27 protein-coding genes are annotated in these 25,985 nt (G+C 71.0%); 16 read left to right on the top strand and 11 right to left on the bottom strand.

From position 1 onward, the window contains the following. Positions 1 to 223 (top strand): hypothetical protein (locus tag ACGFMK_RS38825; RefSeq protein WP_392774134.1); only part of this gene is annotated, 223 nt, incomplete at its 5' end. Here ACGFMK_RS38825 and ACGFMK_RS38820 read toward each other — a convergent pair. After that, positions 213 to 1,184: a quinone oxidoreductase family protein gene (locus tag ACGFMK_RS38820; protein ID WP_392774133.1), complete on the bottom strand. Its 972-nt coding sequence runs from the start codon at positions 1,182 to 1,184 to the stop codon at positions 213 to 215. The two genes, ACGFMK_RS38825 and ACGFMK_RS38820, sit on opposite strands and share 11 nt — an antisense overlap. Before the next feature lie 94 nt (positions 1,185 to 1,278). Here ACGFMK_RS38820 and ACGFMK_RS38815 point away from each other — a divergent pair, with 94 nt between their 5' ends. Together ACGFMK_RS38815 and ACGFMK_RS38810 are read left to right on the top strand one after the other, a co-directional pair. Further along, positions 1,279 to 1,584 (top strand): hypothetical protein, encoded by a 306-nt coding sequence (locus ACGFMK_RS38815; protein ID WP_392774131.1) that lies wholly within the window; start codon positions 1,279 to 1,281, stop codon positions 1,582 to 1,584. Then, complete coding sequence (locus ACGFMK_RS38810) at positions 1,581 to 2,444, top strand: RimK family alpha-L-glutamate ligase (RefSeq protein WP_392774129.1); 864 nt, start codon at positions 1,581 to 1,583, stop codon at positions 2,442 to 2,444. The genes ACGFMK_RS38815 and ACGFMK_RS38810 overlap by 4 nt, the downstream gene beginning before the upstream one ends. Before the next feature lie 331 nt (positions 2,445 to 2,775). Here the strand turns inward: ACGFMK_RS38810 and ACGFMK_RS38805 are convergent, their stop codons facing one another. Continuing rightward, positions 2,776 to 2,898, bottom strand: coding sequence for a hypothetical protein (locus tag ACGFMK_RS38805; protein ID WP_392774127.1), 123 nt, complete (start codon positions 2,896 to 2,898; stop codon positions 2,776 to 2,778). Between the two features lie 245 nt (positions 2,899 to 3,143). On the opposite strand from ACGFMK_RS38805, the gene ACGFMK_RS38800 reads away from it, so the two are divergent. Beyond that, positions 3,144 to 4,343, top strand: coding sequence for a hypothetical protein (locus ACGFMK_RS38800; RefSeq protein ID WP_392774126.1), 1,200 nt, complete (start codon positions 3,144 to 3,146; stop codon positions 4,341 to 4,343). A 211-nt stretch (positions 4,344 to 4,554) separates the two neighbouring features. On the opposite strand, the gene ACGFMK_RS38795 is transcribed toward ACGFMK_RS38800, so the two are convergent. The 5 genes from ACGFMK_RS38795 to mptB all read right to left on the bottom strand — a co-directional run bounded on the left by ACGFMK_RS38795 (position 4,555) and on the right by mptB (position 10,070). Continuing rightward, positions 4,555 to 5,472 (bottom strand): acyl-CoA desaturase, encoded by a 918-nt coding sequence (locus ACGFMK_RS38795; RefSeq protein ID WP_392774125.1) that lies wholly within the window; start codon positions 5,470 to 5,472, stop codon positions 4,555 to 4,557. Between the two features lie 49 nt (positions 5,473 to 5,521). After that, a complete protein-coding gene (locus tag ACGFMK_RS38790; protein WP_392774124.1) occupies positions 5,522 to 6,493 on the bottom strand; it encodes a heme A synthase in 972 nt (323 codons plus the stop codon). Between the two features lie 230 nt (positions 6,494 to 6,723). Beyond that, positions 6,724 to 7,509, bottom strand: a complete 786-nt coding sequence (locus ACGFMK_RS38785) for an ABC transporter permease (protein WP_392774123.1) — start codon at positions 7,507 to 7,509, stop codon at positions 6,724 to 6,726. Continuing rightward, on the bottom strand, positions 7,506 to 8,432 hold the full coding sequence (locus ACGFMK_RS38780; RefSeq protein ID WP_392774121.1) for an ABC transporter ATP-binding protein: 927 nt from the start codon (positions 8,430 to 8,432) through the stop codon (positions 7,506 to 7,508). Before ACGFMK_RS38780 ends, ACGFMK_RS38785 begins: the two co-directional genes overlap by 4 nt. A gap of 6 nt (positions 8,433 to 8,438) precedes the next feature. After that, positions 8,439 to 10,070, bottom strand: a complete 1,632-nt coding sequence (gene mptB, locus ACGFMK_RS38775) for a polyprenol phosphomannose-dependent alpha 1,6 mannosyltransferase MptB (protein WP_392774119.1) — start codon at positions 10,068 to 10,070, stop codon at positions 8,439 to 8,441. Between the two features lie 182 nt (positions 10,071 to 10,252). On the opposite strand from mptB, the gene ACGFMK_RS38770 reads away from it, so the two are divergent. Genes ACGFMK_RS38770 through ACGFMK_RS38740 form a run of 7 tightly spaced genes read left to right on the top strand, consistent with a single transcriptional unit; the run spans position 10,253 to position 16,637 of the window. Further along, positions 10,253 to 11,029, top strand: coding sequence for a helix-turn-helix transcriptional regulator (locus ACGFMK_RS38770; RefSeq protein WP_392774139.1), 777 nt, complete (start codon positions 10,253 to 10,255; stop codon positions 11,027 to 11,029). Then, the gene (gene sufB, locus ACGFMK_RS38765; RefSeq protein WP_285483018.1) at positions 11,026 to 12,474 is read left to right on the top strand and encodes a Fe-S cluster assembly protein SufB; all 1,449 of its coding nucleotides are present in this window, start codon (positions 11,026 to 11,028) and stop codon (positions 12,472 to 12,474) included. The genes ACGFMK_RS38770 and sufB overlap by 4 nt, the downstream gene beginning before the upstream one ends. Positions 12,475 to 12,476: 2 nt before the next feature. Further along, a complete protein-coding gene (gene sufD, locus ACGFMK_RS38760; RefSeq protein ID WP_392774117.1) occupies positions 12,477 to 13,649 on the top strand; it encodes a Fe-S cluster assembly protein SufD in 1,173 nt (390 codons plus the stop codon). Positions 13,650 to 13,676: 27 nt separating this feature from the next. Further along, positions 13,677 to 14,447, top strand: coding sequence for a Fe-S cluster assembly ATPase SufC (sufC, locus tag ACGFMK_RS38755; RefSeq protein ID WP_247049213.1), 771 nt, complete (start codon positions 13,677 to 13,679; stop codon positions 14,445 to 14,447). Between the two features lie 50 nt (positions 14,448 to 14,497). Beyond that, complete coding sequence (locus tag ACGFMK_RS38750; RefSeq protein ID WP_392774115.1) at positions 14,498 to 15,799, top strand: cysteine desulfurase; 1,302 nt, start codon at positions 14,498 to 14,500, stop codon at positions 15,797 to 15,799. Next, positions 15,796 to 16,245 carry a Fe-S cluster assembly sulfur transfer protein SufU gene (sufU, locus tag ACGFMK_RS38745; protein ID WP_392774113.1) on the top strand — a complete coding sequence of 150 codons (450 nt, stop codon included), beginning with the start codon at positions 15,796 to 15,798 and terminating at the stop codon, positions 16,243 to 16,245. Before ACGFMK_RS38750 ends, sufU begins: the two co-directional genes overlap by 4 nt. Further along, positions 16,242 to 16,637: a metal-sulfur cluster assembly factor gene (locus ACGFMK_RS38740; protein WP_323330369.1), complete on the top strand. Its 396-nt coding sequence runs from the start codon at positions 16,242 to 16,244 to the stop codon at positions 16,635 to 16,637. Before sufU ends, ACGFMK_RS38740 begins: the two co-directional genes overlap by 4 nt. Here ACGFMK_RS38740 and ACGFMK_RS38735 read toward each other — a convergent pair. Then, on the bottom strand, positions 16,627 to 17,424 hold the full coding sequence (locus tag ACGFMK_RS38735) for a DUF4184 family protein (protein ID WP_392774111.1): 798 nt from the start codon (positions 17,422 to 17,424) through the stop codon (positions 16,627 to 16,629). The two genes, ACGFMK_RS38740 and ACGFMK_RS38735, sit on opposite strands and share 11 nt — an antisense overlap. Positions 17,425 to 17,441: 17 nt before the next feature. Here ACGFMK_RS38735 and ACGFMK_RS38730 point away from each other — a divergent pair, with 17 nt between their 5' ends. Together ACGFMK_RS38730 and lepB are read left to right on the top strand one after the other, a co-directional pair. Next, positions 17,442 to 17,774 (top strand): YnfA family protein, encoded by a 333-nt coding sequence (locus ACGFMK_RS38730; protein WP_392774110.1) that lies wholly within the window; start codon positions 17,442 to 17,444, stop codon positions 17,772 to 17,774. Positions 17,775 to 17,803: 29 nt separating this feature from the next. After that, on the top strand, positions 17,804 to 18,568 hold the full coding sequence (lepB, locus tag ACGFMK_RS38725) for a signal peptidase I (RefSeq protein WP_392774108.1): 765 nt from the start codon (positions 17,804 to 17,806) through the stop codon (positions 18,566 to 18,568). Here the strand turns inward: lepB and ACGFMK_RS38720 are convergent. Further along, entirely contained in the window at positions 18,492 to 20,435 is a 1,944-nt protein-coding gene (locus tag ACGFMK_RS38720; RefSeq protein ID WP_392774106.1) for an ABC1 kinase family protein, read from the bottom strand. The genes lepB and ACGFMK_RS38720 overlap by 77 nt on opposite strands. A gap of 169 nt (positions 20,436 to 20,604) precedes the next feature. Here ACGFMK_RS38720 and ACGFMK_RS38715 point away from each other — a divergent pair, with 169 nt between their 5' ends. The 3 genes from ACGFMK_RS38715 to ACGFMK_RS38705 all read left to right on the top strand — a co-directional run bounded on the left by ACGFMK_RS38715 (position 20,605) and on the right by ACGFMK_RS38705 (position 23,202). Continuing rightward, complete coding sequence (locus ACGFMK_RS38715; protein WP_392774104.1) at positions 20,605 to 21,147, top strand: snapalysin family zinc-dependent metalloprotease; 543 nt, start codon at positions 20,605 to 20,607, stop codon at positions 21,145 to 21,147. A gap of 187 nt (positions 21,148 to 21,334) precedes the next feature. Further along, positions 21,335 to 22,552 (top strand): sensor histidine kinase, encoded by a 1,218-nt coding sequence (locus tag ACGFMK_RS38710; protein ID WP_392774102.1) that lies wholly within the window; start codon positions 21,335 to 21,337, stop codon positions 22,550 to 22,552. Continuing rightward, positions 22,549 to 23,202 carry a response regulator gene (locus ACGFMK_RS38705; protein WP_392774100.1) on the top strand — a complete coding sequence of 218 codons (654 nt, stop codon included), beginning with the start codon at positions 22,549 to 22,551 and terminating at the stop codon, positions 23,200 to 23,202. The genes ACGFMK_RS38710 and ACGFMK_RS38705 overlap by 4 nt, the downstream gene beginning before the upstream one ends. Before the next feature lie 37 nt (positions 23,203 to 23,239). Here ACGFMK_RS38705 and cysC read toward each other — a convergent pair whose 3' ends face one another. Both cysC and cysD read right to left on the bottom strand, forming a co-directional pair. Next, positions 23,240 to 25,051 carry an adenylyl-sulfate kinase gene (cysC, locus tag ACGFMK_RS38700; RefSeq protein ID WP_392774098.1) on the bottom strand — a complete coding sequence of 604 codons (1,812 nt, stop codon included), beginning with the start codon at positions 25,049 to 25,051 and terminating at the stop codon, positions 23,240 to 23,242. After that, entirely contained in the window at positions 25,051 to 25,983 is a 933-nt protein-coding gene (gene cysD / locus ACGFMK_RS38695) for a sulfate adenylyltransferase subunit CysD (RefSeq protein ID WP_392774096.1), read from the bottom strand. Before cysD ends, cysC begins: the two co-directional genes overlap by 1 nt. Positions 25,984 to 25,985: the final 2 nt, after the last annotated feature.

Here is a 25,985-nt window from a genome sequence, read left to right as displayed (position 1 = left end):
GGGCGGGGGGCGCGATGGGGGGGCCCACGACGGGTGGGGGGACGTCGACGCACCGGGCTTCGACGACCCCGTCTGGGTGCACTTCTCGGTGATCGACCCCGCGAGCCGCGGGGTCGGCCCGGGTGGGTTCCGGCAGCTGACCGTGGGCGCCGAGGTCGAGTTCACCGTCGAGCGCGCCGAGCAGGACGGGTTCCACTGGCGCGCTGTGTGGATCACGGAATGAGCAGCACCTTGCCGGTCGTCCGGCGGCCCTGAAGGTCTTCGTGGGCGCGCTGGGCGTCGGCGAGCGGGTACGTGCCGCCGATGCGGACGGTCAGGTCGCCCGCCAGGACCGCGTCGAACAGCTCCTTCGCGCGCCAGTCCAGCTCCTCGCGCGTGCGGACGTAGTGCACCGACGTCGGGCGGGTCAGGTACAGCGAGCCGCCCGAGTTGAGGCGCTGGGGGTCGACCGGCGGCACCGGGCCGCTGGCCGCGCCGAACAGCGCGAGCAGGCCGCGGATCTTGAGGCTCGCCAGGCTGGCGTCGAAGGTGTCCTTGCCGACGCCGTCGTAGACGACGTCCACGCCTTCGCCGTCGGTCAGGTCGCGGACCGCCTTCGTGAAGTCGTCGCGGTCGTAGCGGATCACTTCGTCGGCGCCGGCCTCACGCGCGAGCTTCGCCTTCTCCTCGGTCGACACCGTGCCGAAGACCCGGGCGCCGCGCGCCTTCGCCAGCTGCACCAGCAGCAGGCCGACGCCGCCGGCGGCCGCGTGCACCAGCACGTCGTGGCCCGGCTGCACCTCGAACGTCGACGCGACCAGGTAGTGCGCCGTGATGCCCTGCAGCATGGTCGCCGCGGCCGTCTCGAGGGAGACGCCCTCGGGCACCTTCACCGCCACCGACGCCGGAAGCAGCTTGCGGGCGGCGTAGCTGCCCAGCGAGCCCTGCCAGGCCACGCGGTCGCCGACCGCGAAGCCCTCGACGTCCGGGCCGACCTCGGCGACCGTGCCCGCGCCCTCCAGGCCCGGGACGAACGGCAGCTCCATCTTGTAGATGCCCTGGCGCTGGTAGGTGTCGATGTAGTTCACCCCGGCCGCGGCGACGTCGACCAGCAGCTCCCCGGCGCCGGGGGCCGCGACGTCCACTTCGGCCGGTTCGAGCACTTCCGGGCCGCCGGTCTTCGTCACCTGCACTGCGGTGGGCATGCGTCCTCCTCGGGGGTCGGGCTTCTACCGGGACAACTATGGCCGACGCCACGCTGTTCCGCGTGCCGGTCGCTTGTTGGTTATGGTTCGGGGCGTGGCTGAGGAAACCGAGGAAAAGACGACCCCGCCGACGTCGGCCCAGCTGACCGCGGCGCGCAAGTTCGTGAAGGCGCACGGCAAGCCGTCCCGCGCGGTGGTGGAGAACATCGGCCGCGCCGGGGCCCGGGTCGTAATGGTCGGGGCCGACGGCGCGCTCGGCGACGTCGTCGTGCCGGCCGTCGCGACCGGTGAGGCGCTGGTCGAGGCCGTCGAGGACCTCGAAACCGCTTCGTGGGACGCGGAGACGGTCAAGGCCACCAAGATCGGTGCCGCGCACCGCCGCAAGATGGCCGGCAAGTGAGCCGCACCGCGATCCTCGTCGGCTGCGCCGAACTGCCCGAGGGCGACGGCGACGAGCACGCCGTCCCGGCCGCGCTGGGCGAGCTGGGCTTCGACGTCTCGTGGGCGGCCTGGGACGACTCCCGCGTCGACTTCGGCGCGGCCGACGCCGTGATCCTGCGCGCCACCTGGGACTACCCGGCCCGCCGCGGCGAGTTCCTCGAGTGGTGCGAGTCGGTGCCCGCGCTGTACAACCCGGCGTCCGTGGTGCGCTGGAACACCGACAAGTCGTACCTGGCGGAGCTGCTGGACGCGGGTGTGCCGGTGGTCCCGACCACGCTGGTCGAGCCGGGCTCGCCGGCCAAATTCCCGAAGTCGGCGTACGTGGTCAAGCCGTCGGTCGGCGCGGGTTCCCGCGGCGCGGCCCGGTTCGACGCCGGCGCGGACGCTTCTTCCCACGTGGCCGCCCTGCACGCTGACGGCCACACCGCGCTGATCCAGCCGTACCAGTCCAGTGTGGACACCGAGGGCGAGCTGGCCCTGTCGTACTTCGGCGGCATCTACTCCCACGCCTTCGCCAAGAGCGCGATGCTCGGGTCCACAATGGACGACTCCGGCCTGTACCTGACCGAGCAGCTGGCCAAGGCCGAGCCGCCCGCCGACGCGATCGCCGTCGCCGAGGACGTCCTGGACGCGGCGTCGGCGCTGCTGGGCATCCTGCGCGCGGAGCTGCTGTACGCCCGGGTGGACCTGGTCCGCGGCCCGGACGGCAAGCCGTTGCTGCTGGAGCTGGAGCTGACGGAGCCCTCGCTGGGCTTCCGCCAGACAGACCCGGCCGCGGCGATGCGCTTCGCCTCGGCGGTCCGCCAGCAGCTGGCGTAGCCGGCGGCGGCCTCGACGATCGCGGTCAGCTCGGCCGGGTGCGACAGGAACGGTGAGAAAGACGACGGCAGCCGTTCGACGTGCCCGGCCCGCCGCGCTGTCCGGATCGACGTCGGCGACGAAGTTCTCGTGCGGCGTCAGCGGCGTGGAGAGGTCGCCGTCGACCTTCCACCAGGACGGCGGCTGCCCGCCGACCGCCCCGAAGGCCCCGTGAACGAACAGCGAGGTCGGACGCGTCATCGGGTCTCCACGGGGCTCGCGGGTCAGGCGCGCACACCCCGGCGGAAGGCCGCGACGAGCCAGCCGCATTTCCGCTGGGCGGAAGACCTGGTCATCGGGCAGCCTGGTAGACGGCTGCCAGCGCGAGGACGACGATCGCGCCGATCGTGGTGACGGCGACGGATCCGGTGATCACGTAAAGGCCGCCTATTCCGGTCAGCCCGGCTTTGATCACTTCTCGCAGCCCCCGTGACCCGCCTCTGCGGGTCGAAGGCCGGCCCCCGATTTCTTTGCCCACCGCACTACCTCTCTCTATGGTGTACTAGTACGCCATAGAGTCGATTGTGCCTCTCGAAGTCTGGGACCAGGAATGATCTTTGATGGTGCGAAGGTGTTTCTGTCGGTCGGGCCGATGCTTTTCTTTTTCCGCCGGTGTCCGGGTTTTCCGCCGGTTGTCGATCTCTGCCCGGAGGCGCCGCGGTGACGGCCCAGCCGGACTGCGAACGCCTGGGCAGGTCTCCCGAGAAGGCGGCGCTGGGCCTGCTCGCCAGACGGCAGGACGGGGATCTGCTCGGAACTCTCCGGCGCGCGGTCGAATCCTCGGTGAGCGGTTCTCCAACCGCGCTCGCCTGTCTTGTCGATCCGACCGCTTCACTGGCCGCCACGCCGGAGGTGCGCACGCTGGCGATCTGGGGGCTCATCGTCGACCGGATCGGCAAGCTGGGCTCGGTGCTGGAACCGCGGGAGCACTTCACCCTGCTCGCCGCGTTCCGGCTCCCGCCGGTGCCGGACGGCGGCGCGAGCTGGGCACCGACCCTCCAGGAACGGTTCCGCCAGCTGGCCAAGGTGCGCGGCCTGTTCGGAAGCCGGGAACCCCTGTCGGACACGCCGATGAACAGGGCTTGGGGGAGTGCGCTCGGGACGCTCTGCGACGCCGTGGCCCGAGCGGTCGCGCGGATCGAGGGGGATGCTTGGCTGCCCTACGTGGAAATCGGGCGCTCGGCCGCGGAAGGAACCTTGCCCGGAACCCGGAGTGCGGAAGGGGTCCGCGCTCCGTCCGAAGGCGCGCAGCCGGTGTTCGTGGAACGGATGGTCGTCACCGTCGTCATGGATCGCCGGACAGCGTTGCGCCGCTTCACCAAACGGGTCGTCGTGGCTCGCGAGGACGGTCTCGACGGTTACGACGTGCACGCGGTGATCGGCTGGTCCGGGAACCTCAGCGATCTCCCCGTCAAGGCCCTGTGGAACTGCCGCCTCGTCGCGCTGCCCGGGGAGCACCCGGGTGATCCCGTGGTGCCCAGGCTGCGGTTCCGGCGGAGGCTGCGGCTGAACGAGTCCTACGGTTTCGCTTCCGAAGCGGTCGACGAGCGCCCCCACGAAGAGCGGCAGTGGATCGGCGTCGCCATCGACCACCACGGTGTGGCGCCGGGGAAGTTCGAGAACGGCGAACCGGTCGCCGGACTGACGATCCGGGTGAACTTCGACGAAGAATGCCTGCCGGAAGCCTGCTGGTGGTACGCGGAGCAGCTGGAGGTCGAAAGGCTGCGCCGGCCGCCGGCGGGGGATCCACGTCTGCTCGACGTCGGGGACGGGTTCGTGCAGCACACCTTCGAGGGGCACTGCCACCCGCGGGAGGAGTACGGCATCGCCTTCAAGTGGCCCCGAACCTGCTGGGAATGAAGCCGCACCTGGCCGATGCGGCTTCCTCTCCCTGGAGACATGGCCTTGGTTCAGTTGCCGGTGTTCCCGCCGCCTTCTCCGCCGCCACCGCCACGCTTGTGGTGGTGTCGGTACACGCTTCCGTCTCCTTATGAATCTTGCGGAGCGTAGTACTACGCTCCGCAAGAGAAGACTACCGTACGTGTTCGCGCAGGCGTGTACTGGGTGGCCGCTAAGCGCGCTTCGCGGCCAGCCGATCCACTCGCGGCCACCGCACATCGGTTGCCCAGCCGAGTTTCTCGAAGCCCCAGATCACCCGGGCCGACACGTCCACCTGGCCCCGCAGCACCCCGTGCCGTGCGCACGTCGGATCCGCGTGGTGGGAGTTGTGCCACGATTCGCCCATCGACAGGATCGCCAGCGGCCAGAAGTTGGCCGCTTTGTCGCGGCTGGCGAACGGGCGCTCGCCGATCAGGTGGCAGATCGAGTTCACCGACCACGACACGTGGTGCAGGAACGCGATGCGGACCAGGCCGGCCCAGAAGAACGCCGTCACCACGCCCCACCACGACCAGCTGATCAGGCCGCCGAGCACGGCCGGCAGGGCGAGGCTGAGCGTGATCCACAGCCAGAAGAAGCGGTTGACGACCCGCAGGTCCGCGTCCGCGACCAGGTCCGGGGCGAAGCGGTCGGCGTTGGTCACCTCGCGGCCGAACATCCAGCCCATGTGCGCGTGCCAGAACCCGCGCAGCAGCGCCGACGGCGACGTGCCGAACAGCCACGGCGAGTGCGGGTCGCCCTCGCGGTCGGCGAAGGCGTGGTGCCGGCGGTGGCTCGCGACCCAGAAGATCACCGAACCCTGCACCGCCATGCTGCCCGCGACGGCCAGCGCGATCCGCAGCGGCCGGTTCGCCTTGAACGCGCCGTGGGTGAAGTAGCGGTGGTAGCCGACGGTCACGCCCAGCGTCGCGAAGACGTAGAACACGGCGGCGAGAATCAGGTCGATCCAGGACATGCCCCAGCCCCAGACGAGCGGGACGGCGATGAGCAGCGCCGCGAACGGCACCAGCAGGAACGTCTTGAGCACGATCATCTCGCCGGTGCCGCGGCGGTGGGAGATGAGCGGCTTGGGCGCGGAGCGCGTCGTCATGGCGCGAACCGTAGCCTGGCCGAGTTACGACGGCGTGGCCGCGGGTTGCTCAGGCGGTGGCGAGTTCCGGTTCCTTCGGCGCGGCGGCCAGCGAGACGACCGGGCCGCGGTCGCGGCTGCCGGTCCACAACGACGCCGTCGCGACGATGACGGCCATCGCGCCGAGGACGTGGAACGACACCATGGCCTCCGGCACCCCCAGCGCGTACTGCAGCGAACCGAGCCCGCCCTGGGCGAGCGCGACCACCCAGACGACCGTGTAGCGCTGCCAGAGCGACTTCGGGGCACCGGCGCGCATCAGCTGCAGGCCGAACACCGCGAGCAGCAGCAGGTAGGCGAGGAGCAGCCCGCCGTGGACCTGGGCGAGCGTCTCGACGGAGACGGCGAGGCGGTGGGTGTTGATGTCGCCGCTGTGCGGGCCGGCGCCGGTGACCGTGGTGCCGGCCGCGAGCACGAGCCACATCACGACGGCGAGCACGACCAGCAGCTTGCGTCCGGCCGCCGGGACCAGCGACCGCGCGGGCTCGTCGCCCTCGCGGAACGCGCGCAGCAGCAGGACGGCCAGCCAGACCAGGGGAGTGGTGGCGAGGAAGTGGATCGCGACGGTCCACCACTCCAGCTTCGCGAGCACGGTCATGCCGCCGACGACGGCCTGCAGCACGACGCCGCCAGGCATCGTCCAGGCGAGCTTCACCAGGCGCTTGCGAGACGGGTGGTCGATCTGGACGCGCCAGGCGGTGATGACGGCGATCGCGGCCACGGCGATGACGACGCCGGTCAGCATCCGGTTGCCGAACTCGATCCACTGGTTCAGCGCGTCGATGCCGGAGTCGTGCTTCGGCACGAGGCTCCCGGCCACGCACTGCGGCCAGGTCGGGCAGCCGAGCCCGGAGCCCGTGACGCGCACGATGGAGCCGGTGACGCCGATCAGCGCCTGCGCCAGGACCGCGGCGACCCCGACGGCCCGCTGCACGGCGGCGGAGGGATACGGCAGGCGGGCGACAAGGCTGGTGAACGGCACGGCATCGATGGTAGAGCGCGTGGAAATCCGGCTTTCGGCAGGTCCCGGCGCCCAGAACGCCGACGCGGGCACAAGGGACCAAGGTCACGTCCGACCCGGGCCGCGGCCCCCACCCTTCCCGGGGGGACGAGCCCAGGCTCAGTCTATCGCCGGTCACCGACATTTCCGGCTCGTGGAGCCCGGCTGCTCGAAGTTGTCCACAACGCCCGAGCCGTGTGGACAGGTCCGTCTCAGGTGAGCTTGGTCGTGCGGCTTGCCAGTGCCCCCGCGGCAGCTGCCCAGACCACCAGCACCGCCATCGGTCCCGGCGCGAACGCGCCGTCCACCAAAGCCGCGCGCATGCCTTCGGCCAGCGCCCCGGACGGCAGCAGCTCGACGACCACCGCCAGCCCGGACGGCAGGGCCGACGGCGCCAGCAGGATCCCGCCCGCCAGCAGCAGTACGAACCAGACGATGTTCGCCAGCGCCAACACGGCTTCCGCGCGCAATGCACCGCCTAGCAGCACGCCCAGCGCGCCGAACGCCAGCGTGCCCAGTACCAGCAGCAGAACCGCCGACAGAAGTCCGGCGAGGGAAGGCGACCAGCCCAGGAACAACGCCACCACGCCGATCACCACCGACTGCAGCACGACCACCACCAGGGCCGCGATGAGCCGGCCCGCGACCAGCAGCCAGCGCGGCAACGCCGTCGCCGAGAGGCGCTTCAGGACGCCGTACCGGCGGTCGAAGCCCAGGGCGATCGCCTGGCCGGTGAACGCCGACGACATCACCGCCAGCGCCAGGATCCGGGGCGTGATCCAGTCCACTTTGGACGTCGAACCGAGCTGGGACGCCGGGAGGATGTCCAGCAGTGACAGGCCGATCAGCAGTGCCAGCGGGATGAGCAGGGTCAGCAGCACCTGCTCGCCGTGGCGCAGGGTGAGGCTCGCCTCGACGCGCGCGTGGGTTCGCAGCATGCGGCCCAGCGAGCCGCGTCCGGGCGCCGGGGTGAACGTGCCGGGTTCGAAAGCCGTCATGCCCGCAGCTCCCGTCCGGTCAGCTCCAGGAAGACCTCTTCCAGCGTGCGGCGGCCGACCTGCAGTTCCTCCGGCAGCACGCCCTGCTGGGCGCACCACGACGTGACCGTCGACACGACCTGCGGGTCGACCAGGCCGACCACGACGTAGGTGCCCGGCGCCGACTCGCGCACGTCGTAGCCCTCCGGCAGCGCCGCGGTGAGCAGTGCCGTGTCGAGCCGCGTGCGGGCCTTGAACCGCAGGCCCGCGGTGCCGCTCTCGTCGATCGTCAGGGTGTGCGGCGCGCCCGAGACGACGACCTTGCCGTGGTCCATGATCACCACGGTGTCGGCCAGCGCTTCGGCCTCTTCCATCAGGTGCGTGGTCAGCAGCACCGAGACGCCGTCGGTGCGCAGCGCGCCCAGCAGGTCCCAGACCAGGCGCCGGGCCTGCGGGTCCATGCCGGCCGTCGGTTCGTCGAGGAACAGCAGCTCGGGCCGCCCCACCAGGGCGCACGCCAGCGAAAGCCGCTGCTGCTGCCCACCGGAGAGGCGCTTGAACGGTGTCCGCCGCACCGAAGCCAGCCCGAGGGTCTCCAGGAGCCAGGCCGGGTCCAGCGGCGACGCCGCGCACGAAGCCACCAGGCGCAGCATCTCGTCGGCGCGGACGCCGGGGTACGCGCCGCCACCCTGGGGCATGATCCCGACGCGGGGGCGCAGCGCCGCCGACTCGCGTACCGGGTCGAAGCCGAGCACCCGGACCGTGCCGGCGTCAGGCTTCAGGAAGCCTTCGCAGATCTCGACGGTGGTGGTCTTGCCGGCCCCGTTCGGGCCGAGCAGCGCGAGCAGGCTGCCGCGCTCCATCCGCAGGTCGAGACCGTCGACCGCGCGGGTGGAGCCGTAGCTTTTGACCAGCCCGCTGATCTCGACGGCAGGGACACTCACATCGCGTCACGATACGGCGTCGGCGTGCGCGGGCACCGGCGGGGACGGCCGGGACAGCAACACGGGCGCGAGGCGCCGCACGATCAGCATCCCGCCGCCGCAGACGACGATCGCCGCGACGTAGGCGAACGGCAGCACGTACGGGCGGCCGTCGAAGGTGCTGCCGGTGGGCGGGAGCAGGAACGGCAGCGCCGCGCTGACCATCGTTGCGGCGACGCGGAAGCGGGACGTCCCGGCCGCCGCGGCGAGCGGGATCACCGCCCACAGCAGGTACCACGGCTGCAGGTTGATCTGCAGGATCATCACCGCGCCGAGGGAGACGCCGAGCCCGATGATCGGCCGGTAGCGCCACTTGAAGCTGTCCCACAGGAACTTGACCGTGATCGCGACGGCGACGGCGTAGCCGAGCATGCCGAAGATCGGCACCAGGGCGCTGGTGTGGTTGCCGAGGTTCAGGGTGATGCCGAGCACGCCGGCCAGGTTGGCCAGCTCGTTGCTCGGCGAGATCCAGCTGTGCACCAGCCCGGGCGCGGCGAAGGTCGCGCCGATCCAGCCGAAGCCGAGCCCGGAGCCGAAGCAGACGGCCGCCAGCACGACGCCGAACCAGGCCGCCATCGGCGCCCCGGCCAGGAATAGGTCCTTGAGCCTGCCGTGCCAGCGCCGCGCGACCATCACCGCGAAGAACGGCAGCGCGAACACCGCCGGCACCTTGACCGCGACGCCGAGGGTGATGATCGCGACACCGAGCCCGATGTACAGCAGTTCACCCTGGGCCAGCGGTGGTGGCGTGTCGCCCTTCACCCGGATCGGCAGCCGACGGATGCCGACCTCCAGCCCGGCGAGCATCAGGCCGATGGCCAGCGCGTCGTTGTGGGCGCCGGCGACGAAGTGGAAGATCAGCAGCGGGTTCAGGGCGCCCAGCCAGAGCGCGGTCGCGGGCTGGACGCCGAAGCGGCGGGCCAGCCGGGGCAGGGCCCAGACGATGAGGACCACGCCGGCCAGCGCGAGCACGCGCTGCAGCAGCACGCCCATCGCGATGCTCTGGCCGGAGATCGGCGCGAGCCAGCCGCCGAGGCGCAGCACCAGCGGCCCGTACGGCGCCGGCGTCTCGCGCCACATGTTCGACACGCCCGCGGTGAACGGGTCGGCGACGCCGAGGGCCTGCGCCGGGCCGAGGGTGTAGGGGTCCATCCCGCGGTGCACGATCTCGCTCTGCGCGAGGTAGCTGTAGACGTCGCGGGAGAACAGCGGCGGGATCACCAGCAGCGGCAGCACCCACAGCGCGATCGTGCGGGCGAGCTGGCCCTGCGACGCGAGCCGAGCGCGGTCCGGGCGGGCGAACTTCCCGAGCATCAGCCAGCTGAGCACCAGGATGCCCATGCCGGAGATGGCGATGGCCAGCGACACGGTGGGGATGCGGGTGAACAGCCGCAGCACCGGGATCTCCTGCACCGGGTTGATCACCGGCGCGGCCCCGGCGCCGAGGGAGCCCAGCGCCAGGAAGAGTGACCCGACCGTGCCGAACCGCCGGACGACGTTCAGCCCCCGCACCTCGTCCCCCACCAGGGGGAGCGCCACGCGGGGCTCGACGGGCGAGAGCGTCACCGGATGCGTGCTCCCGGTGACGATGTCCGCCACTCGCCGGTCCTGCCGTGCAGGATGTTCACCCAGTTCGCCCACAGCCACGGGAGCCAGGGTATCGCCGCCCGCGCGGAGTGAGTCGGGTCACTGCCGAAGACCCCGCCTTTGCCGTCCGCCGGGAAATAAGACACACTTGTGTTGTGAAAAAGACGGAGGCGGGTGACCCGGCGGGCGGCGACATGCCCCGCGCCACGGTCAACGCTGTCCCGTCGCAGGTCAGCGCCGAGGGCAAGACCCGCAACGAGGTCGCCCGGCTGCTCCTGGAACAGGGTCCCATGACCGCCGTCGTGGTCGCCGAGCAGCTCGGGATCAGCCCCGCGGCCGTCCGCCGCCACCTGGACGCTCTTCTCGCGGACGGCGAAGCCGAGACCCGGGACGCGCCCCGCCGAGGACCCCGAGGCCGGGGTCGTCCGGCCAAGCTCTTCCTGCTGACCGAGTCGGGCCGCGCCCGGTTCGGGCACGCCTACGACGACCTGGCCGTCTCCGCCATCCGCTTCCTGGCCGAGCACGCCGGTGAAGACGCCGTGCGCGCGTTCGCCGAGCAGCGCATCGAGAAGCTCGTCGGGCCGCACCGCTCCGCGATCACCGGATCGAGTGATCCGGCGACGCGCGCGGAGGCCCTGGCGACCGCCCTGACCAGGGAGGGCTACGCTGCGTCGACCCGTCAGGTAGGCGCGCCGGCACCCGGTCAGAACGTCGGCGCTCAGCTCTGCCAGCACCACTGTCCGGTCGCCCACGTGGCCGCGGAGTTCCCGCAGCTGTGCGAGGCCGAGACGGAGGCGTTCGCCGAGCTGCTGGGCACCCACGTCCAGCGGCTGGCGACCATCGCGCGCGGTGACTCCGCGTGCACCACCCACGTACCCGCCACGGCGGGTCCGCCGGCCCATCCCGAGCCGGTCAGAACGGTGCCCTCAGGGCGCATAGCACGGATCCCGAATGGAGGGAAACCCGCATGACTGCCGCTGCCGAGCAGCGCACTCCCACCACCGCGCCACTGAGCCAGGAAGAGACCATCGAGTCCCTTGGCAAGTACGCGTTCGGCTGGGCCGACTCCGATGAAGCGGGCGCCAGCGCCCGTCGCGGGCTGAACGAGGATGTCGTCACCGACATCTCCGGCAAGAAGTCCGAACCGGAGTGGATGCGCGAAGCGCGACTGAAGGCGCTCAAGCTCTTCGAGAAGAAGCCCATGCCCAACTGGGGGGCCGACCTCTCCGGGATCGACTTCGACAACATCAAGTACTTCGTCCGCTCCAGCGAGAAGCAGGCTGCGAGCTGGGAAGACCTGCCCGAAGACATCAAGAACACGTACGACAAGCTCGGCATCCCCGAGGCGGAGAAGCAGCGCCTCGTCGCCGGTGTCGCGGCCCAGTACGAGTCCGAGGTCGTCTACCACTCGATCCGCGAGGACCTCGAGAAGCAGGGCGTGCTCTTCCTCGACACGGACACCGCGCTCAAGACGCACCCGGAGCTGTTCGAGGAGTACTTCGGCTCGGTCATCCCGGCCGGCGACAACAAGTTCTCCGCACTGAACACGGCGGTGTGGTCCGGCGGCTCGTTCATCTACGTGCCCAAGGGCGTCAAGGTGGACATCCCGCTGCAGGCCTACTTCCGGATCAACACCGAGAACATGGGCCAGTTCGAGCGCACCCTGATCATCGTCGACGAAGACGCCTACGTGCACTACGTCGAGGGCTGCACGGCGCCGATCTACCAGTCCGACTCGCTGCACTCGGCGGTCGTGGAGATCATCGTCAAGAAGGGCGCCCGCTGCCGCTACACGACCATCCAGAACTGGTCGAACAACGTCTACAACCTGGTCACCAAGCGCGCCAAGTGCGAAGAAGGCGCGACCATGGAATGGATCGACGGCAACATCGGTTCCAAGGTGACCATGAAGTACCCGTCGGTCTTCCTCATGGGCGAGCACGCCAAGGGTGAGGTCCTCTCGGTCGCGTTCGCGGGCGAGGGCCAGCACCAGGACGCGGGCGCCAAGATGGAGCACCTCGCGCCGTACACCTCCTCGACGATCGTGTCGAAGTCGGTGGCGCGCGGCGGCGGCCGCACCTCGTACCGCGGCCTGGTCCGCGTGGCGAAGCGGGCGCACCACTCGCGCTCCAGCGTCGTGTGCGACGCCCTGCTGGTCGACACGATCTCGCGCTCGGACACCTACCCGTACGTGGACATCCGCAACGACGAGGTGTCCATGGGCCACGAGGCCACGGTGTCCAAGGTCAGCGAAGAGCAGCTGTTCTACCTGATGTCGCGCGGCCTCGACGAGGCCGAGGCGATGGCGATGATCGTGCGCGGGTTCGTCGAGCCCATCGCGCGTGAGCTGCCGATGGAGTACGCGCTCGAGCTGAACCGCCTGATCGAGCTCCAGATGGAAGGGTCCGTCGGCTAGTCATGTCGGTTACCGAGAACAACGTTTCCGAAGCTCTCCGCGAGGGGGCCGTCATTCCGGCGGCCTCCCGCGCGGAGCGCTTCACCTCCTACGACGTCGAGGCCTTCGAGGTCCCGGGCGGCCGTGAGGAGAACTGGCGCTTCACGCCGATGAAGCGGCTGCGCGGCCTGCACGACGGCAGCGCGCCCGCCACCGGCGAGATCACGCTGGAAGCCGACGCCGCCCCCGAGCTGACCATCGAGACCGTCGGCCGCGACGACGCGCGCCTCGGCCAGGCCGGCGTGCCGAGCGACCGCGTCGCCGCGCAGGCCTACTCCTCGTTCACCACGGCCACCGTCGTGACGGTGCCCAAGGAGACGAAGGCGTCCAAGCCGTCCGTGCTGCGCATCCACGGCCCGGGGGTGGACAAGGTCGCCTACGGGCACCTGCAGGTCCGCGCCGAGGCGTTCGCCGAAGCCGTCGTCGTCCTCGACCACGTCGGCTCCGGCACCTACGCCGACAACGTCGAGTTCGTCATCGGTGACGGCGCCAAGGTCACCGTAGTCAGCGTCCAGGACTGGGCCGACGACGCGGTGCACGTCTCCGAGCAGCACCTGAAGCTGGGCCGCGACGCCGCGCTGCGGCACACCGTGATCACCCTGGGCGGTGACCTGGTCCGCGTCTCGCCGACGGCGACCTTCGCCGACAAGGGCGGCGACGTCGACATGCTCGGCGTTTACTTCGCCGACGGCGGCCAGCACCAGGAGCACCGCCTCTTCGTCGACCACGCGGTCCCGAACTGCAAGTCGCGGGTGGGCTACAAGGGCGCGCTGCAGGGCGAGGGCGCGCACACGGTCTGGATCGGCGACGTGCTGATCCGCGCCGCGGCCGAGGCCACCGACACCTACGAGTTCAACCGCAACCTCGTGCTCACGCCCGGGGCGCGCGCGGACTCCGTGCCGAACCTGGAGATCGAGACCGGCGAGATCGAAGGCGCCGGCCACGCGAGCGCGACGGGAAGGTTCGACGACGAGCAGTTGTTCTACCTCCAGTCGCGCGGGATCGCCGAAGAAGCCGCCCGCCGTCTGGTCGTGCGCGGGTTCTTCCACGAGATCCTGGTGAAGATCGACGTCCCCGAGGTGCGGGAGCGCCTCGAAGCCGCGATCGAGGCCGAGCTCGAAGCCGTTGGCGCCTGACCGCTCTCTGACTTAGGAAACGAAGAAATGGCTACCCTGGAAATCAAGGACCTGCACGCCTCGGTCAACACCGACGAAGGCGCCAAGGAGATCCTCAAGGGCGTGAACCTGACGATCAAGTCGGGCGAGACCCACGCGATCATGGGCCCCAACGGCTCCGGCAAGTCCACCCTGTCCTACGCGATCGCCGGTCACCCGAAGTACCAGGTGACCTCCGGCGAGGTGCTGCTCGACGGCGAGAACGTCCTCGAGATGAGCGTCGACGAGCGCGCCCGCGCCGGCCTGTTCCTGGCCATGCAGTACCCGGTCGAGGTGCCCGGCGTGTCCATGTCCAACTTCCTCCGCACCGCCGCCACCGCGGTCCGCGGCGAGGCTCCCAAGCTTCGCCTGTGGGTCAAGGAGGTCAAGGAGGAGATGGGCAAGCTCGAGATCTCGCAGGAGTTCGCCGAGCGCTCGGTCAACGAGGGCTTCTCCGGCGGCGAGAAGAAGCGCCACGAGATCCTGCAGCTGGCGCTGCTCAAGCCGAAGTTCGCCATCCTCGACGAGACCGACTCCGGCCTCGACGTCGACGCCCTGCGCGTCGTCTCCGAGGGCGTCAACGCCTACAAGGCTTCGAGCGAGGTCGGCGTCATGCTGATCACGCACTACACCCGGATCCTGCGGCACATCACGCCGGACTTCGTGCACGTCTTCGCCGGCGGCCAGATCGTCGAGTCGGGCGGCAAGGAGCTGGCCGACGAGCTGGAGGAGCACGGCTACGTCAAGTACGCCGGCAAGCCCGAGCCGGCCGCGCTCTGACGTTTCCCACCCCAGGACTACACCGAGAAAGAAAGAGAGGAGCCGGCCCGATGACCACCACCTCGGCTAGCTCTGTTCCTTTGGACGTCGCCGCCCTGCGCGCCGACTTCCCGATCCTGTCGCGCACCGTCCGCGACGGGAAACCCTTGGTGTACCTGGACTCCGGGGCGACCTCGCAACGCCCGACCGCGGTGTTCGACGCCGAACGCGACTACGTCTTCACGTCGAACGCCGCCGTCCACCGCGGTGCGCACCAGCTGTCCGAAGAGGCCACCGACGCCTACGAGTCCGCGCGCGCGAAGATCGCGGAGTTCGTCGGCGCCGACCCCGAGGAGCTGGTGTTCACCAAGAACGCGACCGAGGGCATCAACCTCGTCGCGTACTCGATGAGCAACGCCGCCACGGCCGGTCCGGAAGCCGAGCGCTTCCGGGTCGGCCCGGGCGACGAGATCGTCATCACCGAGATGGAGCACCACGCGAACCTCGTGCCCTGGCAGCAGCTGTGCCAGCGCACCGGGGCGACGTTGAAGTGGTTCAAGGTGACCGCGGATGGCAGGCTCGACCTGTCCGATGTGGACGAACTGATCACGCCGCGCACGAAGGTGGTCGCGTTCGCGCACCAGTCGAACGTCCTCGGCACGGTCAACCCCGTCTCGTTGCTCGTCGAAAAGGCCAAGGCCGTCGGCGCGCTCACCGTGCTCGACGCCTGCCAGTCGGTGCCCCACTTCGCCGTCGACTTCCACGCGCTGGGTGTCGACTTCGCGGTGTTCTCCGGCCACAAGATGCTCGGCCCGTCCGGCATCGGTGTCCTTTACGGGCGCACCGAGCTGCTCTCGGCCATGCCGCCGTTCCTCACCGGCGGGTCGATGATCGAGATGGTCAAGATGGAGGCCACCACCTTCGCGCCGCCACCGCAGCGGTTCGAGGCGGGCGTGCCGATGACGTCGCAGGCCATCGGCCTCGGCGCGGCCGTGGACTACCTCTCGGCCGTCGGCATGGACCGCATCGCGGCGCACGAGCACGAGCTCGCCGCGGCGGCCCTCGAAGGCATCGGCGCCATCCCCGGCGTCCGGATCATCGGGCCGACCGATCTGAAGGACCGCGGCGCGACCGTGTCGTTCGTGATCGACGGCGTGCACCCGCACGACGCCGGTCAGGTGCTCGACAGCCTGGGCATCGCCGTCCGCGTCGGCCACCACTGCGCGTGGCCGCTGCACCGGGCGTGCGGCGCGCAGGCGACCGTGCGGGCGTCGTTCTACCTCTACAACACGCTGTCCGAAGTGGACGCCCTGGTAGCGGGTGTTCGCGAGGCCCAGAAGTTCTTCGGAGTGGCCCAAGAGGTGACACAGTGAACCTGGAGAGCATGTACCAGGAGATCATCCTGGACCACTACAAGAACCCGCACGGGCGCGGCCTGCGCGACCCGTTCGACGCCGAGTCGTTCCAGGTCAACCCGACCTGCGGCGACGAGGTGACACTGCGGGTCAAGCTCGACGACGGGAAGGTCTCCGACGTCTCCTACGACGGCCAGGGCTGCTCCATCAGCCAGGCCTCGACGTCGGTCATGACGGACCTCGTCACCGGGCACACCCTCGAGGAAGCGTTCACCACCATGGACGCGTTCGTCGAACTGATGCAGGGCAAGGGAAAGGTCGAACCGGACGAGGAAGTGCTGGAGGACGGCATCGCCTTCGCGGGCGTCGCCAAGTACCCGGCCAGGGTCAAGTGCGCCCTCCTCGGCTGGATGGCCTTCAAGGACGCCGTCGCCCGGACCACCAGTGGAGTTGAGAAAGCATGACCGAAGAGACCGCCACTCGTGAGGGGCGCACCGCCGCCGACCTCGACGCCGAAACCACCGCGACGCAGGACATCGACCTCGCGAAGCTCGAGGACGTCGAAGAGGCCATGCGCGACGTCGTCGACCCCGAGCTCGGCATCAACGTCGTCGACCTGGGCCTGGTCTACGACATCCGCGTCGAGCCGGACAACACGGCGACCATTGACATGACGCTCACGTCGGCGGCCTGCCCGCTGACCGACGTCATCGAGGACCAGACGTCGGCCGCGCTGACGTCCGGCGGCCTCGTCAAGGACTTCCGGATCAACTGGGTCTGGATGCCGCCGTGGGGCCCGGAGAAGATCACCGAGGACGGCCGCGAGCAGCTGCGCGCCCTCGGCTTCACCGTCTGACTTCTCGCACACAAAGCGGGTCACCCTCCGGGGTGGCCCGCTTTGTGTATAACGACCTATACCGCGCGTGCCAGGCCAACGCGTACAGGACGAGCGTGGTGAGGAAGCCGCTGCCGGCGCCGGTGACCGCGAGATAGGTCGCGTTGCCGACCACACCCGCGCGGGTCATCGGGTCGTGGTGGGCCAGGAACGGCAGTACCTGCGCCAGGACGCCCGCCGAGGCTCCGATGATGAGGAACGCCACTACCGCCTTGCGATGGCGGGTGGCCGGCGGCGCCGGTTCGGCCGGCGCGGCGCGGTACCACTTCCGCAGCCACCACAGGAGAATCGCGGCCCCGGCGATGGTGCTGACCAGCTGGATCAGCCGGCCGACGTCGACCCCGGTGACGAGCGGGGTCCGCAGGAAGGCGAACCCGTCGTTCTCGTGGGTGAAGGCGTCCCAGCCGACGTGGGTGGCGGCGCCGATGACCAGGGACAGCGCGATCCAGCCCGGCCGTCGCCAATCGAAGGGGTGACGGGGGAGCCGTTCGGCCAGGGGTTTCGGGGCCAGGGCCAGCAGGGGGCGTTTCAGGACGACCTGGAAGAGCGCGAGGATCACCAGCGCGAGGAGCGGGTCGAGCCAGAGGGCCGAGGCGAGTTCGTGCGTCTTCGTCAGGCCGACGCCGGGAAGCCGTGGCACGAACCAGAAGACGTCCGGCGCCACGGACCCGGCGACGAGCGCGGACGGGACCAGCGGCCCGCGCAGCAGCGGGAGCACGGCGGCGGGATGGCTCAGCGTGAACGGCACGGAGCTAGTATCCCGGGGTGGTCCTGCGGTCGATCCTCCTGTTCCTGGCCGCGGCGGTCTGCGAAATCGGCGGCGCGTGGCTGATCTGGCAAGGCGTCCGCGAGCACCGCGGCTGGCTCTGGATCGGCGGCGGCCTGGTCGCCCTGGGCCTGTACGGCTTCGTGGCCACCCTCCAGCCGGACGCCCAGTTCGGCCGCATCCTGGCGGCGTACGGCGGCGTGTTCGTGGCGGGCTCGCTGGCCTGGGGGATGGTGGCGGACGGTTACCGCCCCGACCGGTACGACGTGATCGGCGCGCTGCTCTGTCTCGCGGGGGTCGCGGTGATCATGTACGTGCCCCGGACGGGGTAACGCTGTCCGCTGTGTCCCGATAGATCTTCGTGACCGAACCTGCCTTCCCGCCCGCACCACCGTCCTCGCCGAAACGCTCCGGTGTGTCCAAGGTGCTGCTGGTGATGATCGTCGTCGCGGTGCTCGGGGTGGCCGCCGGCGTCTACGGCGTCGGCCGGATCATGGTGGGGTACGAGGCCTACAAGATCCCGGGCGCGCACATGAGCCCGACCCTGGTGCCCGGTGACCAGCTCGTGGTGCGCCGGGCGAACGGCACCGAGGTGCACCGCGGGGACCTCGTCGCCATCGACGCCGGCTCGTTCGCCCAGCCGAGCCACGAGGGCGTCAGCGTCTTCCGCGTGGTCGGGATCGCCGGGGACACCGTCGCCTGCTGCACCGACCGTCGCCTCTCGGTGAACGGCAAGCCGATCACCGAGCCCTACATCAACCCCGGCGACGACGCCCTCTTCGGGTTCTCCACCAAGGTCCCCGACGGCGCGATCTTCGTCGAGGGTGACAACCGTGGCAACTCCGACGACTCGCGGTTCAGCGGTCCCGTGCGGCTGTCCGGTGTCATCGGGTTCGTGGTCGCGACCGGCACGGTCATCACCCCGCGGACGCTGGCCCCGGTGACCGCCTTCACCGACGCGAGCCTGCCGGGAACCCCGTACTCCGACTCGACGCTCCCCACCCTGCGGTGGTGGATCCTCGGCGGGTTCGTGCTGTTCGCCGCCGGGCTCATCGGCGTGATCGTGAGCGCTGTCCGGAGCGCCGGAAGACGACGAAAAGCAGCCGCAGCCCCACCAGCGCACTGATCACCAGCAGGTTGTAACCGAAGGCCTGGTTCAGCGTCAGCTCCGGCAGGATCCGCGGGCCGCTCGTGCCGGTCAGCAGGAACACCGCCATCAACCCCGTTGCCGCGCCGACGAAGGCCAGCAGGACCTCGTGGACCAGGCCGGTGACGACGTCGCGGTCGCGTTCGTCGGAGAACAGCCGGACGTTCACCGACAGCCGGCCCTCCTCCAGCGCGGCGCCGATCCGGTCGACGCGGCGGGGGATGCGGCGCAGCACCGGGAGCAGCGCCGTCAGCTCGGTGACCGCCGTGCGGCCCAGCGAGCCGGGCCGCAGTCCGGCGCCGACCTGCTCGACGGCGAACGCGCGGGACTCGGCCACGACGTCGAAGCCGGGGGAGAGAGCGGCGAGCGTGCCCTCGACGGTGGCCAGGGCCCGGAACACCGCGGCCACCGGCGGCGGGACGCTCAGCCGGAAGTCCGCGATCACCCGGAACAGGCCGGTGAACAGGTCGACGTCCGGGGTGCGGCTCGGCCCGAAGTGGCGGGCGACCAGGGCGCCGAGGGCGCGTTCGAGGCGTTGCTCGTCGATGTCGCCGGTGCGGTCGACGATCTCCAGCAGCCCGTCGCGCAGGCCCGCCGGATCACCGCGGTCCAGGGCCAGCACGAGGTTCTGCAGGCCGCCGCGCAGCCCGGAGTCGAGGCGGCCGACCGAGCCGAAGTCGAGCAGGCCGAGCCTTCCGTCGGCCAGCAGCATGAGGTTGCCCGGGTGCGGGTCGGCGTGGAAGACGCCGCCGATCATGACCTGGTCGAGCAGGCACCGCAGCAGCGACCGGGCGAGCCGCTCGCGGTCGGGCGCAGGCGCGGTCTCCAGGGGTTTGCCGTCGAGCCGGGACATCACCAGGACGCGCTCCGTGGACAGTGCTTTGTGGACGGTCGGCAGCACGACGTCCGGGCCGGAAGTGGCGGCCACGGCGGCGATGTTGCGGGCCTCGATGGTGAAGTCCAGCTCTTCGGCCAGCGCCGCGGCGAACCCGTCGGCGAGTTCGGCGACGCCGAGCGAGCGCGCCCAGTCCGCCCGTTCCTCCAGGGCGGCGGCGACCCGGCGGACGATGTCGACGTCACGTTCGGCCTGCTCCCGCACACCGGGCCGCTGGACCTTCACGACGACGTCCTCGCCGCTGCGCAACCGTGCTTTGTAGACCTGCGCGACCGACGCCGCCGCAAGGGGTTCCGGGTCGAACTCGGCGAAGACGTCGTCGGGTGAGCCGCCGAGCTCGGCTTCCAGCACCGCCCAGACGGCTTCGGCGCGGGCGGGCGCGACCTGGTCCTGGAGCTTGCCCAGTTCCTCGACGAACGCCGGGGGCAGCAGGTCCGAGCGCGTCGAAAGGAGCTGGCCGAGCTTCACGAACGTCACGCCGCCCTCCTCGAGCGCGCGGCGCAGCGAGCGGGCGAGCTTGGCGTGCCGTCCCGGCGCCAGGCCGGGTTCGCGGCGCCCGGCGAGGTAGCGGCCGAGGCCGTGCTTGATCGCGATCCGGCTGATCTGCGAGTACCGGCGGGCGCGCGACACCCGGGCGCGCACCGCTCGCAGTCGGCCGAGCCCGAGGCCGCCCGGGAACGCCATCTCGGCGACGAACAGGAAGAGCAGGGTCGCGAGGAAAGCGCTGCCTGCCAACGGGATCAGCAGTCCGAGCGCCGCGGCGCCGTGGTGCAGCAGAGAAACCGGGAACGCCCGCGCGATCCCGCCCGCGACGAGCCAGCCGAACGCGGCGCCGCACAGCGCGCGGGCGGTGCCGATCCGGACGCCGAGCACCCGCCTCGACGCGACCACGAGCGGCCACAGCACGAGCGCGTACAGGGGGAGGGTCAGCAGGCCCAGCAGGATGTCCACGCCGGGGAGCAGACCACGGCGGCCGGGCGGGGCGGCTCACGCGGCGGCGGGAGCGGGCTCCCTCGTGCGAGGGAGCTACTTTCGGCCGTGGCCCGGACCACCGGTGGACTTCTAACCTGACCGCGCGAACCACGGTGAAGTGTTCTCTAACCGGACAAAAGGAGACACGATGAACGGACGTCTGCTCGGACGGATCCTGGTGCTGGCCGCGGCGGTCACGGTGCCGCTGGGCGCCGGGCTCACCACGGCTTCCGCCGCGCCGGCCGCGGTCACGACGGTGTACTACAGCTCGTCCGGCGCGCCCGACTACCTGGCGCAGATCGACCAGGGCGCGGCCAACTGGAACGCCGTGGTCACCGACGTCAAGCTGGTCAAGCGCAGCAGCGGTGCCACGGTCAAGTTCCACGAGATCCACAGCGGCGGCTCGTACACGAACACGAACGGCCACGGCCGGGGCGACATCTACCTCGACACCAGCCAGGTCGCGGAGGGCTTCGACCCGACCCGGATCGCGGCGCACGAGCTGGGCCACAACCTCGGCCTGCCCGACGACTACACCGGCCCGTGCACCGAGCTGATGTCCGGCCACGGCCCGGGCACGGCGTGCAAGAACGCGAAGCCGTCGGCCGCGGAGGCGGCGAAGGTCCAGTCCCTGTGGGCGAACGGCTTCGCGGCGGCCCGCACGGCGGAGACCCGCCAGGTCGCTTACTGACCGCTTCGCGCCTGGTTGCCCACAGGGCAAGCGAGATGTGGACAACCAGGCGCCGGCGGCGGCCTTTCGGGGTTTCCGTCGGAGGGCCCCGGTACGCTGGAAGCGGGGCCGGACCCCCGGAGAGGGCGGGGGGCGCCTCCATCTCGAGAGGGAAGCAGCCGGGCCCGCGAGCTGCGAAGATCGCCGGGTGCGTGTACTCCGGCCGCTGGTGAGCAGGGCGACCTACCGCCGCTGGGTGTACCTCGTCCTCGGCGGGGCGATCAGCGTGCCCTACCTGCTGTTCGCCGCCGTGGCCGTGCCGTCGCTGCTGCCCTTCGCCGCGACGCTGGGGCGGGCCACCCTGATCGGTGGCCTCGTCACGTTGCTCGTCGTGGGCGGGACGGCCTTCCTGCCCGCCGTGCACGTCCTCGAGTCCACCGCCGTGCGCGAGCTGCTCGACAACCCGGCGCCCGGCGCGCCCGCGAAACCGCGTACGCGGCCGGGGCGGATGCGGGCCGCGGCGATGTTCGTGCTGCACGTGGTGGTCGGGTTCGGGGTCAGCTTGGCCAGCCTGGCCGCGCCGGTCGCGTTCGGGTTCTCGGTCAGCGCCGTGTTCACCGGCAAGCTGGTCCAAGGCGAGGCCGAGGTCACCGTGCCGAAGGGCTGGGCGTCCGCGTGGATCCCGGTCGTCTTCGCGGTCACCCTGGTGATGCTGATCTACGCCGTGTGGGTGATCGGGGCGCTGCTGCGCCGGGCCGCCGCGCGGTTGCTCGGGATGACCGCGGCCGACCGGATCGCCCAGCTGGAACGGCGGACCGAGCAGCTCGCCGAGCGCAACCGGCTGGCCAGGGAGCTGCACGACTCGGTGGGGCACGCGCTGAGCGTCGTGTCGATCCAGGCCGGTGCCGCCCGGCGGACCCTGCGCACCGATCCGGAGTTCACCGAACGCGCGCTCGGCGCCATCGAGGACTCGGCCCGCACCGCGCTCGACGACCTCGACCACGTGCTCGGGCTGCTGCGCGAAGAAGCCGCGGGCCGGACGCCGCAGCCGTCGCTGACCGAGCTGCCGAACCTCCTCGAGGAGACCCGCCTGGCCGGCACCGAGGTCACCGCCGCGATCGCGGGCGACTTGGCCGCGGTGCCGGCGGTGGTGTCGCGCGAGGTGTACCGGATCCTGCAGGAATGCCTGACCAACGCCGTCCGCCACGCCGGTAGGGTCCCGGTGACGCTGGCCGTCGACGTCACGGCCAGCGGCCTGGTCGCCCGGGTCGGCAACCCGCTCGGCAGCGGGACGCCGCGGGCCGGGCGCCGCGGCCTGCGCGGGATGGCCGAGCGGGCGGCCGTGCTCGGCGGCGAGCTGACGGCCGGGCGGGCCGGGGAACGGTGGGAGGTCGTGGTGCGGGTGCCGTGGGGGAGCGGACGATGAACGTCGGGGTGCTGCTGGTCGACGACGAACCGCTGATCCGCGCCGGGCTGCGCGCGATCGTCGACAGCGAAGACGGCCTGACCGTGCTCGGCGAGGCCGCCGACGGCGCCGAGGTGCCCGGGCTGGTGGCCCGGCTACGCCCCGACGTCGTCCTGATGGACGTCCGGATGCCCGCGGTGGACGGGATCCGCGCCACCGCGCACCTGATGTCCACTGTGGATAGTCCACCGAAGGTGATCGTGGTGACCACCTTCGAGAACGACGACCACGTCTACGACGCGCTCGTCGCCGGCGCCAGCGGGTTCCTGCTCAAGCGGGCCCGGCCGGAGGAGATCGTCGCGGCGATCCGGACCGTCGTGACGGGGGAGTCGCTGCTGTTCCCGGCGGCGATCCGCCGGCTGGCCGCCCAGCACTCGCCGTCGCCGGCGGGCGACGGCCTGGCGAGCGTCGGGCTGACCGAGCGCGAGCGTGAAGTGCTGCGGCTGATGGCCACTGGACTGTCCAATGTGGAGATCGCGAATGCGCTGTACCTGGGCGTCCAGACGGTGAAGACCCACGTCGGCAACGTCCTGGCCAAGCTCGGCGCCCGCGATCGCACCCAGGCCGTCGTCCGCGCCTACGACTCCGGGTTCGTCACACCCGCCGGTTAGCCCGCGCCGCCGGAGGTGCTGCCCGGACGGGCAGCGGTCAGCCGAGGTCGTCGAGCAAGGCCTGGATCGCCGCGGCCATCGCGGCCGGGTCGCCGTCGCCGGGGCGCAGCACCAGGTCGGGAGCCGTCGGCCGCTCGTACGGCGCGTCGATGCCGGTGAACCCGGTGATCTCCCCGGCGCGCGCCTTCGCGTACATCCCCTTCGGGTCGCGCGCCTCGCACATCTCCAGCGGCGTGTCGACGAAGACCTCGGCGAATGGCAGCCCCGCGTGGATCGACCGGGCCTGCTCCCGGTCCGCCGCGTACGGGCTGATCAGCGACGCGATCGCGACGACACCCGCGTCGGCGAACAGCTTGGCGACCTCGGCGACGCGCCGGACGTTCTCCGCGCGGTCGGCCGGGCTGAACCCGAGGCCCGCGTTGAGCCCGTGGCGCAGGTTGTCGCCGTCCAGCAGGTAGGCCGGGCGGCCCGCGGCGACCAGCCGGCGTTCCAGCTCCACCGCCACCGACGACTTGCCCGACGCCGAGAGCCCGGTCAGCCACACCGTGGCGCCGCGCGTCGGCCGGTCCTCGCGGCGCACCGCCGTGGTGTGCCAGACGACCGGGGACGCCGCGGCGCCGGTGATCATCCCGGCCGCGACCGTGTCGCCGGTGTGCTCGTCGACCAGCAGGAAGCCGCCGGTGGCGCGGTTGCGGCGGTAGGCGTCGAACAGCAGGGGCGCGCGGGTGCGCAGCCGGATCCGGCCGATGTCGTTGAGCCGCAACGACTCCGCCGTCTCGTCGCGGTGCAGCGTGGTGACGTCGAGGCGGTAATCGAGCTTCTCCACGGACCCGCGGGTCTCGGTGGTCGTGTGCCGGACGACGTAGGTCGCGCCCGGGGTCAGCTCGGCCCGCTCGGAGAACCAGCAGACCAGCGCGTCGACCTCGCGGGCGGACTCCGCGCGGTTGCCGGGGCGGCACAACATCGCGCCGCGGCCGAGATCGAGGTCGTCGGCCAGTTCGACCGTCACGGCCTGCCCGGTGAACGCCTCGTCGAGGGGCGTTCCGCCCGGGCCCCACACCGCGCGCACCTGGGTGGTGAACCCGGACGGCAGTGCCACGACCTCGTCACCCGGCTTGAACACGCCGCCGGCGATCGTGCCCGCGTAACCGCGGAAGTCCGAGCGCCGGATCACGTACTGCACCGGGAACCGCGCGTCGATCAGGTTGCGGTCGGACGCGACGTGCACCTCTTCGAGCTGGTGCAGCAGCGAAGTCCCCTCGTACCACGGCATGCTGGCGCTGCGGTGGACGACGTTGTCGCCGTGCAGCGCCGAGACCGGCACGAACGTCAGGTCGGCGACGTCGAGCTTCATCGCGAACCGCCGGAAGTCCTCGCGGATCTCGTCGAACCGCTCCTGGGACCAGCCGACGAGGTCCATCTTGTTGACGCACACCACGAGGTGTCCGATCCCGAGCAGGGACGCGAGGAACGCGTGCCGCCGGGACTGTTCGAGGACGCCCTTGCGTGCGTCGACGAGCACCAGCGCCAGGTCGGCGGTGGACGCGCCGGTCACCATGTTCCGGGTGTACTGCAGGTGCCCCGGGGTGTCGGCGATGATGAACTTCCGCTTGGGCGTGGCGAAGTAGCGGTGCGCGACGTCGATGGTGATGCCCTGCTCGCGTTCGGCGCGCAGGCCGTCGGTGAGCAGCGCGAGGTCGGGGTAGTCCTCGCCGCGCTCGCGGCTCGTCCGTTCGAGGGCGGCGAGCTGGTCGGTGAAGATCGCCTTCGAGTCGAACAGCAGCCGCCCGATCAGCGTGGACTTGCCGTCGTCGACGCTGCCCGCCGTGGCGATCCGCAGCAGCTGCATCAGAAGTAGCCTTCCCGCTTGCGGTCTTCCATGCCTGCCTCGGAAATCCTATCGTCCGCTCGGGTGGCACCGCGCTCGGTGATCCGCGTCGCGGCCACCTCGGCGACCACTTCGGACGGGGTCGCCGCCGGCGATTCGACGCAGCCGGTGCACGTCGCGTCGCCGACGGTCCGGAACCGCACGGTCGCCTCGTACGGCGTCTCACCGTCTACAAGAGACAGAAACCGTGTTGCGGCGAGCAACATCCCGTCGCGCTGGACGACCTCGCGCCGATGCGCGTAGTACAACGGTGGCAAGGCGATCCGCTCGTCACGGATGTACTGCCAAATGTCCAGCTCGGTCCAGTTCGACAGCGGGAAGACGCGGATGTGCTCCCCGCGCCGGTGCCGCCCGTTGTAGAGGTTCCACAGCTCGGGCCGCTGCGCCCGCGGGTCCCACTGGCCGTGCTCGTCGCGGAAGCTGAACACACGCTCCTTGGCCCGGGCCTTCTCCTCGTCGCGGCGGGCGCCGCCGAACACGGCGTCGAAGCCGCCTTCCCGGATGGCGCGCAGCAGCGTGGCGGTCTGCAGCCGGTTGCGGCTGGCGCGCGGCCCGGTCTCCTCGACGACGCGCCCGGCGTCGAGGTCGTCCTGCACGCTCGCGACGTGCAGCCGCAGGCCGAGGGAGGCGACGGTCTCGTCGCGGAACCGCAGCACCTCGTCGAAGTTGTGGCCGGTGTCGACGTGCAGCACCGGGAACGGCAGCGGCGCCGGCCAGAACGCCTTCGCGGCGACGTGCAGCATCACCACCGAGTCCTTGCCGCCGGAAAAGAGCAGGACGGGGTGCTCGAAGGTCGCCGCCACCTCGCGGAAGACGTGCACGGCCTCCGCTTCGAGCGCGGCCAGGTGCGACAGCTCGTACGAGGTCACGGACACCCGAAAAAAGTAGAACATGT

The organism is Amycolatopsis sp. NPDC049252 (genome assembly GCF_043197175.1).
In the GTDB taxonomy this organism is placed as follows: Bacteria; Actinomycetota; Actinomycetes; order Mycobacteriales; family Pseudonocardiaceae; genus Amycolatopsis.
Note: the sequence above shows the minus strand (reverse complement) of the source record. Positions and strands in the feature narration are given on the sequence as shown.